Annotated in this window: 18 protein-coding genes and 1 tRNA gene; 7 read left to right on the top strand and 12 right to left on the bottom strand. The window is 65.4% G+C overall.

What is annotated here, in order from left to right:
• Positions 1-33: 33 nt before the first annotated feature.
• The 4 genes from ACP4XC_RS04080 to ACP4XC_RS04065 all read right to left on the bottom strand — a co-directional run bounded on the left by ACP4XC_RS04080 (position 34) and on the right by ACP4XC_RS04065 (position 2,370).
• A complete protein-coding gene (locus ACP4XC_RS04080; RefSeq protein WP_427173597.1) occupies positions 34-363 on the bottom strand; it encodes a hypothetical protein in 330 nt (109 codons plus the stop codon).
• Positions 364-429: 66 nt separating this feature from the next.
• On the bottom strand, positions 430-954 hold the full coding sequence (gene ispF / locus ACP4XC_RS04075) for a 2-C-methyl-D-erythritol 2,4-cyclodiphosphate synthase (RefSeq protein ID WP_427173596.1): 525 nt from the start codon (positions 952-954) through the stop codon (positions 430-432).
• 2 nt (positions 955-956) lie between these two features.
• Positions 957-1,778: a 2-C-methyl-D-erythritol 4-phosphate cytidylyltransferase gene (ispD, locus tag ACP4XC_RS04070; protein WP_427173595.1), complete on the bottom strand. Its 822-nt coding sequence runs from the start codon at positions 1,776-1,778 to the stop codon at positions 957-959.
• 109 nt (positions 1,779-1,887) lie between these two features.
• Positions 1,888-2,370, bottom strand: a complete 483-nt coding sequence (locus ACP4XC_RS04065; RefSeq protein ID WP_026266570.1) for a CarD family transcriptional regulator — start codon at positions 2,368-2,370, stop codon at positions 1,888-1,890.
• 360 nt (positions 2,371-2,730) lie between these two features.
• Between ACP4XC_RS04065 and ACP4XC_RS04060 the strand changes: the two genes are divergently transcribed.
• Positions 2,731-3,309, top strand: a complete 579-nt coding sequence (locus tag ACP4XC_RS04060) for a hypothetical protein (protein ID WP_427175007.1) — start codon at positions 2,731-2,733, stop codon at positions 3,307-3,309.
• Between the two features lie 120 nt (positions 3,310-3,429).
• On the opposite strand, the gene ACP4XC_RS04055 is transcribed toward ACP4XC_RS04060, so the two are convergent.
• Positions 3,430-4,110 (bottom strand): response regulator, encoded by a 681-nt coding sequence (locus tag ACP4XC_RS04055; protein ID WP_427173594.1) that lies wholly within the window; start codon positions 4,108-4,110, stop codon positions 3,430-3,432.
• Positions 4,107-5,333, bottom strand: coding sequence for a sensor histidine kinase (locus tag ACP4XC_RS04050; protein ID WP_427175006.1), 1,227 nt, complete (start codon positions 5,331-5,333; stop codon positions 4,107-4,109). The genes ACP4XC_RS04055 and ACP4XC_RS04050 overlap by 4 nt, the downstream gene beginning before the upstream one ends.
• A 207-nt stretch (positions 5,334-5,540) precedes the next feature.
• On the opposite strand from ACP4XC_RS04050, the gene phoU reads away from it, so the two are divergent.
• Positions 5,541-6,203: a phosphate signaling complex protein PhoU gene (gene phoU, locus ACP4XC_RS04045; protein ID WP_427173593.1), complete on the top strand. Its 663-nt coding sequence runs from the start codon at positions 5,541-5,543 to the stop codon at positions 6,201-6,203.
• A gap of 99 nt (positions 6,204-6,302) precedes the next feature.
• Here the strand turns inward: phoU and ACP4XC_RS04040 are convergent, their stop codons facing one another.
• Positions 6,303-7,049, bottom strand: coding sequence for a phosphoglyceromutase (locus ACP4XC_RS04040; protein ID WP_427173592.1), 747 nt, complete (start codon positions 7,047-7,049; stop codon positions 6,303-6,305).
• Positions 7,050-7,136: 87 nt separating this feature from the next.
• On the opposite strand from ACP4XC_RS04040, the gene ACP4XC_RS04035 reads away from it, so the two are divergent.
• Positions 7,137-7,979 (top strand): class I SAM-dependent methyltransferase, encoded by an 843-nt coding sequence (locus ACP4XC_RS04035; RefSeq protein WP_427173591.1) that lies wholly within the window; start codon positions 7,137-7,139, stop codon positions 7,977-7,979.
• 6 nt (positions 7,980-7,985) lie between these two features.
• Here the strand turns inward: ACP4XC_RS04035 and ACP4XC_RS04030 are convergent, their stop codons facing one another.
• Both ACP4XC_RS04030 and ACP4XC_RS04025 read right to left on the bottom strand, forming a co-directional pair.
• Positions 7,986-8,324, bottom strand: coding sequence for a DUF2516 family protein (locus tag ACP4XC_RS04030; protein WP_427175005.1), 339 nt, complete (start codon positions 8,322-8,324; stop codon positions 7,986-7,988).
• Positions 8,325-8,348: 24 nt separating this feature from the next.
• On the bottom strand, positions 8,349-9,533 hold the full coding sequence (locus ACP4XC_RS04025) for a trans-sulfuration enzyme family protein (protein WP_427173590.1): 1,185 nt from the start codon (positions 9,531-9,533) through the stop codon (positions 8,349-8,351).
• An 88-nt stretch (positions 9,534-9,621) separates the two neighbouring features.
• Between ACP4XC_RS04025 and tmk the strand changes: the two genes are divergently transcribed.
• Genes tmk through ACP4XC_RS04010 form a run of 3 tightly spaced genes read left to right on the top strand, consistent with a single transcriptional unit; the run spans position 9,622 to position 13,060 of the window.
• The gene (gene tmk, locus ACP4XC_RS04020) at positions 9,622-10,302 is read left to right on the top strand and encodes a dTMP kinase (protein WP_427173589.1); all 681 of its coding nucleotides are present in this window, start codon (positions 9,622-9,624) and stop codon (positions 10,300-10,302) included.
• A complete protein-coding gene (locus ACP4XC_RS04015) occupies positions 10,299-11,441 on the top strand; it encodes a DNA polymerase III subunit delta' (protein ID WP_427173588.1) in 1,143 nt (380 codons plus the stop codon). The genes tmk and ACP4XC_RS04015 overlap by 4 nt, the downstream gene beginning before the upstream one ends.
• Before the next feature lie 44 nt (positions 11,442-11,485).
• Positions 11,486-13,060: an alpha/beta hydrolase gene (locus tag ACP4XC_RS04010; RefSeq protein ID WP_427173587.1), complete on the top strand. Its 1,575-nt coding sequence runs from the start codon at positions 11,486-11,488 to the stop codon at positions 13,058-13,060.
• Here the strand turns inward: ACP4XC_RS04010 and ACP4XC_RS04005 are convergent.
• On the bottom strand, positions 13,057-13,713 hold the full coding sequence (locus ACP4XC_RS04005) for an HAD family hydrolase (RefSeq protein WP_427175004.1): 657 nt from the start codon (positions 13,711-13,713) through the stop codon (positions 13,057-13,059). The genes ACP4XC_RS04010 and ACP4XC_RS04005 overlap by 4 nt on opposite strands.
• Before the next feature lie 457 nt (positions 13,714-14,170).
• Between ACP4XC_RS04005 and ACP4XC_RS04000 the strand changes: the two genes are divergently transcribed.
• Positions 14,171-14,243 (top strand) — tRNA-Thr (locus tag ACP4XC_RS04000).
• 186 nt (positions 14,244-14,429) lie between these two features.
• Here ACP4XC_RS04000 and ACP4XC_RS03995 read toward each other — a convergent pair.
• A complete protein-coding gene (locus tag ACP4XC_RS03995) occupies positions 14,430-15,509 on the bottom strand; it encodes a hypothetical protein (protein WP_427173586.1) in 1,080 nt (359 codons plus the stop codon).
• Positions 15,502-16,212 (bottom strand): Pr6Pr family membrane protein, encoded by a 711-nt coding sequence (locus ACP4XC_RS03990; protein WP_427173585.1) that lies wholly within the window; start codon positions 16,210-16,212, stop codon positions 15,502-15,504. Before ACP4XC_RS03990 ends, ACP4XC_RS03995 begins: the two co-directional genes overlap by 8 nt.
• Between the last annotated feature and the right edge of the window lie 72 nt (positions 16,213-16,284).

The following is a 16,284-nucleotide window of genomic DNA, read 5'->3' as shown; positions in this document are numbered from 1 at the left end:
ACGCGGTTCAACGCGGCCTTCAGGGGTCTGGCCTTATTTACAGATCTGGCCGATCCTGTTGTTTTGTTCAGTGAGCTGAGCGGTCTGATCCGGGCTCTTGGTCCCCAGCGAGGTTCCCGCGACCTTCTTCATGATGTCCGCCATTTTCTGGATGGGGTCGGCGAGCTCCGGGGCCACCTTGTCCGCCACTTCCTGGTAGTGCTTGGCGATCTGGTCAGCCTGCTGTTGCTGGTTTCCGCTGGGAACAAACGTGTCGCCATTGAGGAATTTGCAGCTCTCCTGGACGCTCATTTTCGGGGTTCCGGCGCAGCCGCTCAGCAGGATCCCTGCGGATAGCACGACGGCGGCAAGGCACTTTTTCACGAAGGATCTCCTGGGTTTGCGGCTAAGGGTTCTCCCCTTAAGCCTAGGTGACCCAGGCGAGGAGGCTTAGTCCGTGCGGTAGACCAGAGCCGAAGCCACGGCCGCGATGCCCTCTCCCCGGCCCGTGAACCCCAGGCCATCGCTAGTGGTGGCGCTGACGCTGACCGGCGCGCCGGCGGCCTCGCTCAGGACCTTCTGCGATTCCTCCCGGCGCGGCCCGAACTTGGGCCGGTTCGCCACGAACTGCACGGCGATGTTCCCGATCTGGAACCCTTCGTTCCTGACGATCCTGGCCGCCTCCGCCAGGAGCGTGATTCCTGACGCGCCGGCGAATTCCGGCCGGTCCGTGCCAAAGTGGGTGCCGAGATCACCCAACCCCGATGCGGAGAACAGCGCATCGGCAGCCGCGTGGGCCACGGGGTCGCCGTCGGAGTGACCGGCAAGCCCCCGTTCTCCCTCCCAGTGAAGACCGCCGAGCCACAGCGGGCGCGGGCCGCTGTCCGGGGCGTAGGCGTGGACGTCCATGCCGATTCCGGTTCGCGGAAGCAGGGGCTTTGGCGCGAAGGGCGCAGGCGCATCGGGACTGGACATGTTCAGCCTTCCACCCAGCGTGCGCCCAGGGGGCCCTCAAGCAGACCCTCGGCGATGATCAGGTCGAGCGGGGTGGTGATCTTGAGGGATTGGCTGGCTCCGCGCACGGCGTGGACGGGGACGCCCAGCATCTCGATGAGCATGGCGTCGTCCGTGATGGCCGCGGCCTGGGCGGCGTCGAACCCGGCGGCGCCCTCGTGGGCCTTGAGCAGCGTGGCCAAGTCGAAGCCCTGCGGCGTCTGCACCGCCCGCAGATTCTCGCGCGGCGCGGTTCCAACCACCACCTCGGGGGCGATCCGGGCATCCTCGTCGGTGGTGGCCTCGACGGTCTTTACGGTATCGACCACCGGCATGACCGGGATTACGGCCAGGGCACCGGCCGCCAGCGCGTCGGCCACCCGGTGGAACACGGATTCGGGCGTCAGCGCACGTGCAGCGTCGTGCACTAGGACCGCCTGGGTGCCGCTCTCAAGGGCGGACATCGCGGAGCGGACCGAATCCGCGCGGGTGGCCCCACCGTCCACGAGGGTGAGGAGGGGGCCACCGTCCACCAGTTCGGTCCTGAAGTCGTCGCACAGTTGGCGGAGTGCCCCATCGCCTTCAGGCAGCGCCACGCAAACCTGGGTAGCGACGCCGGAGGCCACAATTCCCCGCAGGGCATGCATCAGGATGGGCTCGCCGCCCAGCGGCACCCGCGCCTTGGGCATGCCGTAACCGAGCCGCTGCCCGGATCCGGCAGCCACCAGGACGACAGCTATGACTGGCTTCGATTCCACATCCGCGGCCCCGTGCTCCGGTCCAGCGGAAGTTGCACTTGAACTCATGGGCACAACACTACGTCCCTGCCCAGCTGCGCGCTCCCGCCAACCACAGACCGGCGAAAAATGGGCAAAAAGAAACCCCGGCGGCTGTGGAGCCACCGGGGTTTAGTTCTTAGGAAGCCAGGACTTCGTCGAGAACGCTTGCGGCCTTCTCTTCGTCTGTCTTTTCAGCCAGCGCCAATTCTGAAATCAGAATTTGGCGGGCCTTGGCCAGCATGCGCTTCTCACCTGCGGAAAGGCCGCGGTCGTGATCCCGGCGCCACAGATCGCGTACGACCTCTGCCACCTTGATGACGTCCCCGGAAGCAAGCTTCTCCAGATTTGCCTTGTAACGACGCGACCAGTTGGTAGGTTCCTCAGTGAACTCGGCACGGAGCACATCAAATACATGCTCCAAGCCTTCCTTGCCCACTACGTCACGTACACCAACCAGGTCAACGTTCTCTGCTGGAACTTCAATGGTCAGATCACCCTGAGCCACCTTGAGCTTGAGATACATCTTCTCTTCGCCCTTAACAGTGCGCATCTTGATTTCTTCAATTTTGGCTGCACCGTGGTGAGGGTAAACTACTGTCTCGCCGACCTCAAAAACCATGTGGACTTTCCCCTTTCCCGCAGACCAGTTTATCACGATTCAGGCATATGACCGGCACGGATCGGGGTCCAGAACCGCGGGAATACAGGGAAAACCGGCTCAATCCACCCCCTGGGACCCCTTGACGAATGCGGATAATAGTGCATTCGGCAGCGGCTGCCAACATCAAAGTGGCAGCAGGCGGGGCATCCCTGCACCGCGCCGCCGAGCGCGCGGCGACCGCACCGGCGCTCCGGGCCCAGGGCCGACGGGACGCCTTTGTGTACCGTCCGAATCCTCGTTTGAGGCTGTTTGAGGATAGGCTATGGCTGAAAAAGGAACCAAGACTCTTGAGGAGTACGTGACGTGCGTTTCACTGCGATGAACCGGGGCCAGCGCGGCAAGCTGGCAATGGCAACGGCTGCGATTGCCATTGGCCTGCTGTCCGTAACAGGCTGCGGATACATCAACGCCCAGCAGACCTCTCACCAGTACTCGGCGTCGGACGGAACCCGGACGGACCTCGGCCCGCTCCAGCTCCGCAACTTCATCATCATCTCTGAGGGAGCCGACAAGCCGGGCCGCGTGATCGGCGCGGTCTACAACTCGTCCTCCAACGACGTGAAGCTGACCATCAGCGGGGCCGGCGGCTCACAGACCCAGGTGCCGGTCAAGAAGAACTCGTACACGCTGCTGAACGACACCACGGAACCGGCCATCCTCAGCACCTCCGGCGGCGCGCCCGGCTCGGTTGTGGAGGTGACCATCCGCGAGGATGGCACCAACCAGAACGCCAAGTTCAAGGTCCCTGTCATGGATGCCACCATCGCGGACTACAAGAAGTACCTGCCCACGTCCGCGCCCACCGCGTCCGGCACGGCCACGCCGTCGTCTACGGCGACCACGGCTGCGCCGAGCACGACGTCGGCCCCGTCGCCCACCGCCAGCGCCAGCCACTAGCCCAGGCAAACAGTTTAGAGACAAGAGGAGGGGCTCCCGGACGGGGCCCCTCCTCTTGCGTGGAACGACTGGGTGCGGCGTCCCTTGCGCGCAACGGCAGCTGCGGCGCACGCCAGGGGTTTAGGGCTCGAACTTATAGCCCAGACCGCGCACGGTCACCAGATACCGGGGCAGCGACGGATCAGGCTCGATCTTGCTGCGCAGCCGCTTGACATGCACGTCCAGGGTCTTGGTGTCCCCGACGTAGTCGGATCCCCAGACCCGGTCGATGAGCTGGCCCCGGGTAAGCACCCTGCCGGAGTTCCGAAGCAACATCTCCAGGAGCTCGAATTCCTTGAGCGGAAGCGACACCTGTTCACCGCCGACGCTCACCACGTGGCGTTCAATGTCCATCCGCACGGGGCCGGCCTGCACAGTGCTTGCGACCAGCTCCTCGGGCTCGCCCTGGCGGCGGAGGACCGCCCGCACCCGGGCCACAAGTTCACGCGAGGAGTAGGGTTTGGTGACGTAATCGTCGGCCCCGAGTTCCAGGCCCACCACCTTGTCGATTTCCGAGTCCTTGGCTGTCAACATGATAACGGGGACGCTGGAGCGCTGGCGCAATTGGCGGCACACTTCTGTTCCAGACTGGCCGGGCAACTGCAGGTCCAGCAGCACCAGGTCGGCGCCGTTGCGGTCGAATTCGGTGATGGCGTCCAGGCCGTTGTCCACGACCTCCACCTCGAAGCCTTCCTTGCCCAGAAGATAAGACAGGGGGTCGCTGAACGATTCCTCATCCTCGACAATAAGAATCCTGCTCAAGCGCTAGCTCCTTGTTCATGGACGCCGGCGGCGTCGTGTGGTTGTGATGCGGTGCCCCGGGTTCCGGATTTCCGGCCAACGGAGGTGTCGGTGCCTGCGTCCTCCTGCCCTTCCATTTCCGGAAGGCGCATGGTGAAGGTGGATCCCCTGCCGGGCTGTGACCAGAGGGTCACTTCGCCGCCATGGTTGGAAACAACATGCTTGACGATGCTGAGCCCCAGCCCGGTCCCCCCGGTCTGCCGGGAGCGCGCAGCGTCCACCCGGTAGAAGCGCTCAAACACCCGCTCCTGGTCCTCAGGGCTGAGGCCCTCGCCCTGGTCCGTGACGGAAATCGAAATCAGGCCTTCCTTGGCCCGGACCCCGACTCCCACCCGTGTGTTCTCCGGGGAATAACGGATGGCGTTGTCAATCAGGTTGCGGAGCGCGGTGACCAACAGGTCCTGATCGCCGTAAACCCTCGCATCAACGTGGCCGCCCACCACTATCTGGATATTCTTGCTTTCCGCAGGCAACTGCGAGCGGTCCACGGCCTCCGCGATCACGGCATTGACGTCCACCGGGTGCCCCTGCTGCGCCACATTGGCGCCCTGGAGCCGGGAAAGCTCAATGATGTCTTGGACAAGCGCTGCCAGCCGTGCGGATTCCTTATGCATGCGCTTGGCGAAACGTCGCACCGCTTCTTCGTCGTCGGCGGACGCTTCCAAGGCCTCCGCAAGGAGGGATATCGCGCCGACCGGGGTTTTAAGCTCGTGGGAGACGTTGGCGACGAAGTCGTTGCGGATCTCTTCCGTGCGCGTGATTTCGGTCCGGTCATCGGCCAGCAGCAGGATGTATTCCTCACCCAGCATGGCGGCGCGGACCTGGACGATGATAGTCCCCTGGCCCAGTGGTCCGCGGGGAAGCTCGTATTGCTTTTCCAGAATGACACCGTCGCGGCGAACCCTGGCGGTCATGTCCAGCAACTGTTCGTGGACCACGGTATGACCGCGTACCAGGCCGTAGGCATACGCTGCCGGACTCGCCCGCACCACGCCGTCAATCGCATCCACCACCACAAACGCGCGCCCCACCACAGCCAGCACTTCGGCGGCACCCGGGGGCAGGGCGGGCTCGTCAAACTCAACGTCCACCAGCTTGCGCTGCTGTTCGCTGACCCGGAAAGCGAGCACGCCAAAGATGCCGAAAGACAGGCCAACAAGGCCGGCGATGACACCAATGAGCATAGGATCCACCGCTCCAGCTTATGCTCTGGTTGGGGCGCGAATGGCGAATCTGATGCGATCCGGGCGCCGGTTCAGCTAACGTTCACCTATAGGTGCGTAACAGTTCACCGGGCACTGACAGAGTGGACAGTTGGACTGCATGGACGGTGACACGAAATCTGCCTCCCCAAAGGTGGCCGGCAGCATTTCCGAGGAAAGGACGCGTAAGTGCGTAAGGTTTTTCAGGAGGAGCTCGCCCAGGTGGGCGAACAGCTCGTCGAGATGTCAAAGCTGGTCAGTGAGGCCATCGAGAAGGCCACTACCGCCTTCGAAGGCGCCGACGTCGATCTTGCCGAGGACGTCATCGCTGCGGATGCCAGGATCGATTTCCTGCAAAACAGCCTGGACGAGCGCGCCATCGACATCCTGGCCCTGCAGGGTCCCGTTGCCAGCGACCTTCGAATGATCGTCGGATCATTGCGGATGAGCGCCTCGCTGGAGCGCATGGGCGATCTGGCCCGGCATCTTGCCCAGCTCGCCCGGCTCCGGTTCCCTGCCAATGTCATCCCGCCGCAGCTGCGGGATACGTTCAGGGCCTTCGCCGAGCAGGATTTGCTGATCGCCAACAAGCTGACCGAGCTTCTGGAGACCCGCGACCTTGAGGTGGCCCGCGACGTTATGAAGGCCAACTCCACGGTAAACGACCTCCACTTGAGCGTCTTCAAGGCGATTGCGCGCAGTGACTGGAACGAGTCCGCCGCCACCACAGTGGATGTGGCCCTCGCCAGCCGCTACTTCGAGCGTTTCGCGGACCACGGCGTTTCGGTGGCGCAGAAGGTCACCTACCTGGTCACCGGCGCGTGGCACCCGAACAGCATCGAAAACGGCTAAGAACCAACTGCAGAAACGACGGCGGCCGGTCACCTTCGGGGGTGACCGGCCGCCGTCGTCGTTGAGCTACTCAGAGCAAATTGGAATCCCGGCGCAGCCTTACTTCTTGCCCTGGTTGGCCACGGCCTTGATGGACTCCGCGGCCGCCTCGGGATCGAGGTAGGTTCCTCCCGGGTTGACGGGCTTGAAGTCTTCGTCCAGCTCATAGACCAGCGGAATGCCGGTGGGGATGTTCAGTCCGGCGATCGCTTCGTCGCTGATGCCGTCAAGGTGCTTGACGAGAGCGCGCAACGAGTTGCCGTGGGCGGTGACCAGGACGGTCTTGCCGGCCTTGAGGTCTTCCTTGATGTCAGATTCCCAGTACGGCAGCAGACGGATGAGGACGTCCTTAAGGCATTCGGTGCGCGGAAGCGCATCGCCAAGATCCGCGTAGCGGGGATCGTGCGCCTGGGAAAATTCCGAGTCGTCGTCCAGGGGCGGCGGCGGAGTGTCGTAGGAACGTCGCCAGGTCATGAACTGTTCTTCGCCGTATTCAGCCAGGGTCTGTGCCTTGTCCTTGCCCTGGAGGGCGCCGTAGTGGCGTTCGTTGAGGCGCCAGTCGCGCTTGACGGGAATCCAGCCGCGGTCGGCCTTGTCGAGAGCGATGTTGGCGGTGTTGATGGCGCGCTTCAGCAGCGACGTGTACAGGATGTCCGGGAGAATCGAGTTCTCGACCAGGAGCTCGCCGCCGCGCGCCGCTTCCTCGCGGCCCTGGTCGTTGAGGTCAACGTCCACCCAGCCGGTGAACAGGTTCTTTGCGTTCCATTCGCTGTGGCCGTGGCGCAGCAGAATCAGCTTGTAAGTCATGGTTTTCATCCTAGCCGAGCCTCCACCGGGACTACCTTGCGTTACATGCGCCGTTGAAGCATCCAGTTGAAAGATATGGTTGGACCCGTGGTGCAAAAAGCAGAACGGGTGTATTCCGCCCGGACAAAAAGCGGCAAGCCGGTGGGAAACGTCACCCGCGGCACCACCAACCCCAACCGGATGCGGCGCCTGGACCGCTGGCTGACCGGTCCGCAGGCCTGGCGGCTGCGCCGGGCGGCGGACCCTTTTGTGGTGGACCTGGGCTACGGCGCCTCCCCGGCCACCGCCGTCGAACTCTTTGACCGCCTTGCCGTGGTGCGGCCGAATGTGCGCGTTGCAGGCATCGAGATAGAACCGGAACGGGTCACTGCCGCCAAGGCGCTGGAGCGGCCAGGGCTGAGCTTCCATGTGGGCGGCTTTGAACTGCCCGTGCCCGGCCGTCCCGTGATGGTCCGTGCCTTCAACGTGCTGCGCCAGTACGAGGAAGCGGACGTGGCGGCCATTTGGCGGCTGGTTCAGGACCGGCTGGCCCCGGGCGGCCTGTTCATCGACGGCACGTGCGACGAAATCGGCAGGCGCGTGACGTGGGTGGCACTCGACGCCGAAGGCCCCCTGAGCCTGAGCTTCTCCATGCGGTTCGGCGGCTTCCTTCTTCCCTCGGACATTGCCGAGCGTCTGCCCAAGGTTCTCATCCACCGGAACGTCCCTGGCGAACGGATCCATGACTTCCTGCAGGCAATGGACAAGGCCTGGTTGGAGTCGGCGCCGCTGGCGTCTTACGGGAACCGCCAGCGTTGGACAGGGATGTGCCGGTCCCTCCTCGGAGCAGGATGGCCCATCCGTGACGGTCCGTCACGGTGGAGGCTGGGGGAACTTACCGTCGGCTGGGCTGCGGTCGCCCCGGGGAAGCCGGACCGGGGCGACAGCTGAAGCGTGTTACCAGGGCCCGTACGGGCCCATGTTGCGGCGGCCGCCGCGGCCCGCGTCCTTCACGGCGGGGCGCACGTCTGCAAGGTACACCGATGCCGCAGTGACGGCGGCTAGGCCAAAGAGTCCCAGCGGGCCAAGCAGTCCGCCGCTGCCGCCAAAGAGGGAGAGAACGCCGACTGCGAAGGCGCCGCCGGTCAGTGCCATCCAAAAGGTCTTGGTCCGTTTGGAGACAGCCTCAAACGCATCGGCCCGGTGACGGAGGCAGTCGAAGAACGCCCACCCTTCGAGTCCAAGGGCCACGAGCGCCAGGACAAAATAGACCCCGGCCTCGACGTAGTCAAGCATCGTATTTACGTCCACGAACCCAGCCTAGCCGTCCAGAGCCTTCAGTGCCTGCTCCAAATCGGCCCAAAGGTCCTCGACGTTTTCAATTCCGACGCTCAGCCGGACCAGGTTCTCCGGAACACTGTGAGGTTCAGCCGCGTGGCGGCGTCGTCGTTCTATCAGGGACTCAACCCCGCCAAGGGAGGTGGCCGGCAGCCACAGGTGGAGCCCATGGACCACCGCGTCCGCGGCGGCGGCGCCGCCACGGCTCCCGGCGGGGGCCACCTGGATGCAGATTACCGAGCCGAAACCCTTCATCTGGGACTTGGCGCGTTCGTGCCCGGGATCCGTGGCCAGCCCGGGGTAGCGGATGCCTTCAATCCGCGGGTGCCGGCTGAGCCGCTCGGCGAGCACCGCGGCGGAGGCCTGCGAGCGCTCGATCCGCAGTGCCAGGGTCCGCAGGCCGCGCAGCGCCAGCCACGCCTCGAACGGACCGGCAATGCCTCCGTGGATGATCCGGTGATGCAGCAGTTGGGCACGGATCTTGGCGTCGGAGGTCACCAGGGCGCCGAGGACCACATCCGAGTGCCCGGCGAGGTACTTCGTCACCGAATGCAGCACCACGTCGGATCCCAGGCTCAGCGGCTGCTGCACCAGAGGGGTCGAAAACGTGTTGTCGGTCACCACAATCGCGCCGGCGTCGTGGGCGGCGGCGGTCAGGGCGCGGATATCGGCAATGCCGAGCATGGGGTTGGTGGGGCTCTCGAGCCACAGCATGCTCGCCGGCGCCCCGGCTGACGGGGCGATGAGTTCCAGCACGGCGTCCGTGTCCGCGATGTCCACGGTCCGGAGTTCGAACAACCCCTTCTCCGCTAGTTCGGTGGCCATCACCAGGGACCCGGCGTAACTGTGCGAGGGCATGACCAGCACTCCCCCGGCCGGAATCAGGGAGAGCGCGGAACTGACGGCGGCCAACCCGGACGCGTACAGGAGGGCGGGCAGGTCGGCACCCTCCAACTGCGCGAGGGCATCTTCGAAGGGGTCCCATGTGGGGTTGGAGTACCGGCCGTAGCCACGGTCCCCGTCGGCCAGCGGTCCCGTGCCGAAATAGGTGGAGGAAAGGACGATCGGCGGGTTGACCGGCTCGTCGCGCTTGCGGGGCGGGCGGCCGGCGGCCACAACCACCGTTTCGGCCGACAGCGCGGCGGCCTGATGTTCGGAAAGACTCATGGGGAAAGGGTACGTCCGAGCCCGCCGTCGTAGAAAAGGCATTACGGTCCCGAACGTAAGGACCCTGCTAAGTCGGTAGGCTGGTCATGTGACTACCCAACACCGCGGACTCTTCATCGCCTTCGAAGGCGGCGACGGCGCCGGCAAGTCCACGCAGGCGGCAGAACTGGCTGGAGTCCTGGAGTCCCGGGGCCTCCTGGTGCGGCGCACCCGGGAACCCGGTGGAACTCCCATTGGCGAGAAGCTCCGGTCGCTGGTGCTGGATCACGGCCACGGCCACATCGACGCACGCACCGAGGCCCTCATCTTCGCGGCTTCCCGCGCCGCCCACGCAAACCAGGTCATTCGGCCTGCTCTGGAGCGCGGCGAGATTGTGCTCACCGACCGCTACATCGACTCGTCCGTGGCCTATCAGGGTGCCGGACGGAAGCTGGGAACGGGGGCAGTGCGTGATTTGAATGATTGGGCCACCGCCGGTCTCCAGCCGGACCTGACGGTATTGCTCGACGTCGACCCCGCGGAAGGCCGCCTCCGCCGCACTGCCGGCGACGCCGCAGAGGACAGGCTCGAATCCGAGGCCGACGAATTCCATGCGAGGATCCGTGCCGCGTTCCTGGACCTGGCCGCGGACCGGCCCGAGAACTACCTCGTCCTGCCCGCCCACCTGCCCGTCACGGAACTGGCGAAGGAAATCCTGAACCGGGTGGACGCGCTGATGCTTGCCCGGCAAGGTGCCTGTCAACTTGCCGGGCAAGGAGAGTCGCCGTGACGGTTTGGGACGACCTGCAGGGCCAGCCCGCCGTCGTCGCGCAGCTTCAACAGGCCGCCAATGGCGAGGGTCTCACTCACGCCTGGCTGTTTACCGGTCCCCCGGGCTCCGGCCGTTCCAATGCCGCGAAGGCCTTCGCAGCCGCCCTGAACTGCGACCAGGAGGACGTGAGGCGGCGCGGCTGCGGCGAGTGCCCCGCGTGCCTGACAATTCTTGGCGAAACGCACGCCGACGTCGCCTTCGTGCGCACGGAAAAAGTCACCATCACCATCGATGAGGCCCGCGAACTGGTGTCCACCGCCGGGAACCGGCCATCCTCCGGACGCTGGCGCATCATTGTGGTGGAGGACGCGGACCGGATGGCCGAACGCACCACCAACGTGCTGCTGAAGGCCATCGAGGAACCCACGCCACGCACCATCTGGATGCTGTGCGCACCCTCGCCCGCCGACGTCCTGGTCACCATCCGCTCGCGTTGCCGTCCCGTCGCCTTGCGGCTCCCGCCGGCTGCGGACGTCGCGGCGCTGTTGGTCAAGCGCGACGGCGTGGAGCCGGAGCTCGCCGAACGTGCGGCCCGCGCCGCCCAAAGCCACGTGGGCATTGCGCGCCGGCTGGCCCGGGACGCTGATGCCCGGGAACGCCGGTTGGAGACCGTCCGCTTCCCCTTGGGCCTGCGGGGCATCACTGCCGCTGTCCTCATGGCGGAAAAGCTGGTAAAAATCGCCACGGAGGAAGCCAACAGCTCCAACGATGAGCGCGATGCCGCCGAGAAGGTGGCCCTCCTGGCCACCCTCGGAGCCCCGGAGACGGGCACCTTGCCCCCAGCCATGCGCAGCCAGGTGAAGCAACTCGAGGACGACCAGAAACGGCGGGCCAAGCGGTCCATTACCGATTCCTTGGACCGCACGTTGACGGACCTGATGTCGTTTTACCGCGACGTGCTGATCATCCAGATGGGAAACGGCGTTGAATTGGTGAACGTTGAGCTGAGGGATGAACTGGAAGAATTTGCCCGCCGCTCCAGTCCCGAGGTGACGCTCGCCCGGATGGACGCCATCAACAAGGCCCGCCAACGCATCACCACCACCAACGTCGCCCCCTTGCTCGCAATCGAATCCATGGCAGCCAGCCTGAACTAGTGGATCCCTTCCTCCCCCTACAGCGTTTTCCCAAGGAGCCCAGCATGAAGCCTGCCCGACGCCTGCCACTACGGTCCCGGGCGACCGCGATTAAGGCAGCAGCCGGCTCCATCGCACTGATGCTGGTTCTCACGGGCTGCAGCCTGCTCGGCACCGGCGGAGGCGGCGAGACCAAGGGCAGCGGGAACACCGGCAGTGCCGACCCTTCCATAGCCGCTGCCGCGCCGGCCGAGCTGAAGCAGTTCTACACCCAGAAGGTTTCCTGGACCGCATGCGAGAGTAAGTTCCAGTGCGCCAAGGTCAAGGTGCCCTTGGACTACAGCAAACCTGATGGCGGCAGCATCGAAATCGCGGCTCTCAAGATGCCCGCCTCGGGAAGCAAGAAGGGCAGCCTGCTGGTGAACCCGGGAGGTCCCGGCGGTTCCGGGTATGACTTCGTCAAGGACGCCGGCGCCACCAACGTGTCCGAAGAGGTGCGGGCCAGCTATGACCTGGTGGGGTTTGATCCGCGCGGCGTGAAGCGTTCCGCCCCGGTCAAGTGCCTCACCGATAAAGAGCGCGACGAGTCCCGGGCCAAGAACTACAACCTGAGCACCGATGCCGGCCTTGAGGCGGCACTGGCGGATAACAAGGCCACGGCGGCAAAGTGCGCGGAGAACACCGGTCCCGTGCTCGGCCACATCGACACAGTCAGCGCCGCCAAGGACCTGGACATCCTCCGCGCCGTGGTCAACGACGCCAAGCTCAACTACCTTGGTTACTCTTACGGCACGTTCCTTGGCTCCACGTACGCCTCATTGTTCCCGGACAACGTGGGCCGGATGGTCCTGGACGGAGCCCTGGACCCTTCCCTGAGCAACGAGGAGCTCACCAGCGGGCAAGCCAAGGCTTTTGAGAAAGCCATCCGCGCCTATGTGGAGAAATGCCAAAAAGACAGCGGATGCCCGCTGAAGGGCTCAGTGGACGCCGGCATCCAGCAGATCCGCGAGGTCATCCAAACTGTGGACGCGAATCCCCAGCGCGCCCAGGACGGCCGCCTGGTCACTGGTTCCACCTTTGTCAGCGGCCTCATTCTCCCGCTGTACAACAATGACAACTGGCCGTTGCTGACCCAGGCACTGGACTCGGCCATCAAGGGTGACCCCACGCCGATGCTGCGCCTGGCCGATTTCGGCGCCGACCGGGATCCAAACGGCACGTACACGTCCAACAGCGGCTTTGCGTTTACCGCGATCAACTGCCTGGACTACCCCATGGTCACCGACACTGCGGGCATGCGCGCCGAGGAGCAGCAGTTGCGCCTGGACTCCCCCACGTTCGGCTACTTCTTCGCCTATGGCGGGACCAACTGCAAGGACTGGCCGTACAAAAACGTCCGCACCCCGGCCCCGGTGAACTACTCCGGCAAGTCCCCCATTGTTGTGGTGGGGACAACCGGCGACCCCGCCACCCCGGTGGAATGGGCCGGCGCACTGCGCAAGCAACTGGGCAACGCGTCACTGCTTACCTGGAAGGGTGAAGGCCACACCGCTTACGGGCGTTCCAACAGCTGCGTCACCCAGGCCGTGGATGGTTATCTTCTGAACGGCAAGCCACCGGCCGACAACACGGTCTGCTAGGGCAGTACCCGCCGTTCCAGTAGCGCCGGGAGGTCCCGGATGGAAGGCACGACGGCGGTGGCACCGGCTTCGCGCAACACCGCCTCCGGATGGGCGCCGGTGAGGACGCCGGCCACCGTCGTGGCCCCGGCGCGAAGGCCCGAAATGATGTCCGCGCTGGAGTCGCCCACCACCGCCACCTGACGGACGTCGTCGACGTCGAGGGCCAGCACGGCGGTGAGGATCATGTCCGGATACGGGCGCCCGCGCCCCGCGTCCGCCGGGCACAGGCTCAGATCCGCCAGCCCCATCCATCCCAGGCTTTCCAGCACCACGTTCTGGGTATGACGTCCAAAACCTGTAGCGAGGCAGATTTTGAACCCCGCGTCACGAAGCCATCCGATGGAGTCCTCGGCACCGGGAACAGGGCGGACGATGCCGCCGGCTATGAGTTCATCGCAGCTGTCCTCAAAAAACCGATTGGCCGCCGCGGCCCGCGCGGGATCGGCGAAAAGCTCCCTGAACATGGAGATTTTCGAGGTGCCCGCGGCATCCCTGGCGTACCGCAACATATTCTCGGACTGTCCCGATCCGGCCGGCACGCCCTGTCCCGCGAGGGTCCGCGTCATGGCACGGTCCAGCAGGCCGCCGTCGTACACGGTGGTCCCCACCATGGAAAGCACCGCCAGGCGGACCCCGGGCACCGCCGCCGTCTCGGGACCGGGTGACACCCCTGGTTCGTGCCGCGTCCGCCCCGGTGTTTCATACGGCGTTCCGCCGGTTCCGCTACCCACGGTCATGGCCCATCCCCTTCGTTGACGCGAAGCCGTTATCCCGCGGCCACGCTGGTTCCCTCCAGCTTCGACCCCGTCCGGGATGCGCAGCTGAACCGGCGCGAACCGCCACGTGAACATCCCGCCAACGCCCGGTCCGGCGTTGCGAGGGGATGGTCCGGGAGTAACCAACGGCGTAAGGCCGGACCGCGGGAACTGTCTGGGTCCAGGCCCAGTACTGGGCTGAAACGCGTGTTACCGGCACATATCCGCGGCTCATTTTGACCCGGGCGCCGCGACTCCATTACAGTTGTCTCTTGCATGAACCGCCCGGATTTTTCCGGAAGTTTCGTGCGGTGCTTCCTTAGCTCAGTCGGTAGAGCGTTTCACTCGTAATGAAAAGGTCATCAGTTCGATTCTGATAGGAAGCTCGGGAAGAACCCCGTATTGTCACCAATTTGGCGGCGATACGGGGTTTTTTACTGGATTCGGTGGCATTGCTGCGCAAGGTCGTGGCCCATCCACGGCGGACATTGGGGATAGCGGCAGGCCCACGGTGCGCGGCGGGGGATGCCTTGCCACTGCTCGATTTCGACGCTCAGGAACCTTCCCCGGCGTCAGAACGACACGCCGCGCACGAGGGTGATGAGCTGATCCTTCGTCTGCTCGGTGGTGGGTCCCGTCGGGGAGATCAGCACCTGCGCCGTGAATGTCGCCAGGTTCTGGCCCCTGACCACCATGACGGACAGGATCGTGACCGGCACGTCGCCGGCCGGACGGAGGGACTTCGGGCCCGCGGGTTCGGTTCTCATGATGAAGGCTGCCTTGTCCCCGACGCCGTCGAGCGGCTCGCCGGGCATGCCACGGGCGGACAGCGCCGACGCTGAACCCTTGAGGACCTCGCTCGAGAAGACAAGGGAATCCGGGCCTGGTGTGCCCAAGTCGCCGAACGTATAGCGGCAGCTGCCCTCGCCCGGGAGGATCTGCGGTTGGGTCTTCGCTCCGAAGGCCTGCCTGACCTCATCGGGACTGATCAGCGCGCAGACCGCGTTGTTCGTCGTGGCCGGCGGACCAACTGGCGGAGCGGCGGGGACGCCGAGCGCGGTGCCGTTGCCCCAGCCGGCGTCCACTGCTGCCTGCGAGAGCGCGCGGGCCATGGCGTCGCCGTCCGGGACGCCGGACCCGGCCATGGGCGGCGGGGCCACGTAGGGCATCTCAAGGGTCTCGTTGCCCCGGACAGCGATCAGGACGACATTCGCGGACGCGCCGCCGGCCTCACCGCGGAAGTAGCCCGTCCACTGCAGGCATGCGAAGTCTCCGATCCCCGCGACGGGTGAGCAGTCGGACGTCGACTTCGCTCGTGAAATGTCCGCCGCCGATGCGGGAGACGTGAGGGCCACCGAAAGGAACGTCGCACCCGCATCTTTGGACTTGCTCGAATAGGTGCATAGGTAGGCCTTGCTCCCCTGCGGCTTGGCCGGGCTGTTCTGGCCCACCGGCACGAGTCCCGAACCGGCCTTTGCCGCAATCTCCGGGGTGATGAGATCGCAGGCCGGGTTGCCCGTGCTGGATGAAGGCGCGCGCGACGACGACGTGCCGCCTGCGGGCTGAGAGCACGCGGCGAGGGCGAGGAACAGGGCGAGCATGGCCACGGGCGTGACGCCGGGTCGGATCCACCGGGACTGACGATTACGCATGGGGCTCCTTTCCGAGTCCGCGAGCCAGGCCCACCCGTGCATTGCCGGCGAGGTGCACGAGCACCCCCATCACAAGGAACGCGGCGAGCACCTGGGCGGTTGTGGCAATCACTGCCGGCCAGCCGCCTTCGAGCCTCGGATCGAGGAAGTCGTAGGGGTACCAGCCGTCGAGAGCACCGCGCACCCACGAGAAAATCAGGAACGCGACCGGATAGAAGAGCCAGAGCAGGGGCCGCGCCCATGGGCCACGAACGGTGCGCGTGACGATGAGCCAGTCGAGCACCGCAACCAGCGGTGCCATGCGGTGGGTGACCATCCACGGCCAGTACATGTCCAGTGTCCACCACGGCTCATCGGGCGGGGCCACGAGCACCACGTAGATAATGCCCGTCATCAGCAGGTAGAACGCCAGGGCCCCGAAGAGGTGATCCCACCACTGAGGCAGCCGCGCACGCGCCCGCGCGGCGGACACAAGGAACACGACGCCGAGTACGAGGTTCGACTGGAACGTGAACTGGGAGACGAGTTGGGGGACGTCGACGGAGTTGCCCGGCTGCGTCGCGTCGTAGATCTCCTGGGCCAGGGCGGCCAGCATGGCGAGCCCGGCCCCGCCGCGCACCAGACGGATCCAGAGACAGTCCGGATGCAGCGCCCGGTTGGCGCCCACCTTGCGTTGGATCAGGGGAATCAGCACACTACTCATGGCATCAGTGTGGCGCTGCGCGACGGCGGCCCCCAGAGGCGAAAGGACCTGAGAACCTCTCTCCGCCCGTCA

The sequence above is a fragment of the Arthrobacter sp. 92 genome (genome assembly GCF_050260325.1).
Classification (GTDB): Bacteria; Actinomycetota; Actinomycetes; order Actinomycetales; family Micrococcaceae; genus Arthrobacter.
Note: the sequence above shows the minus strand (reverse complement) of the source record. Positions and strands in the feature narration are given on the sequence as shown.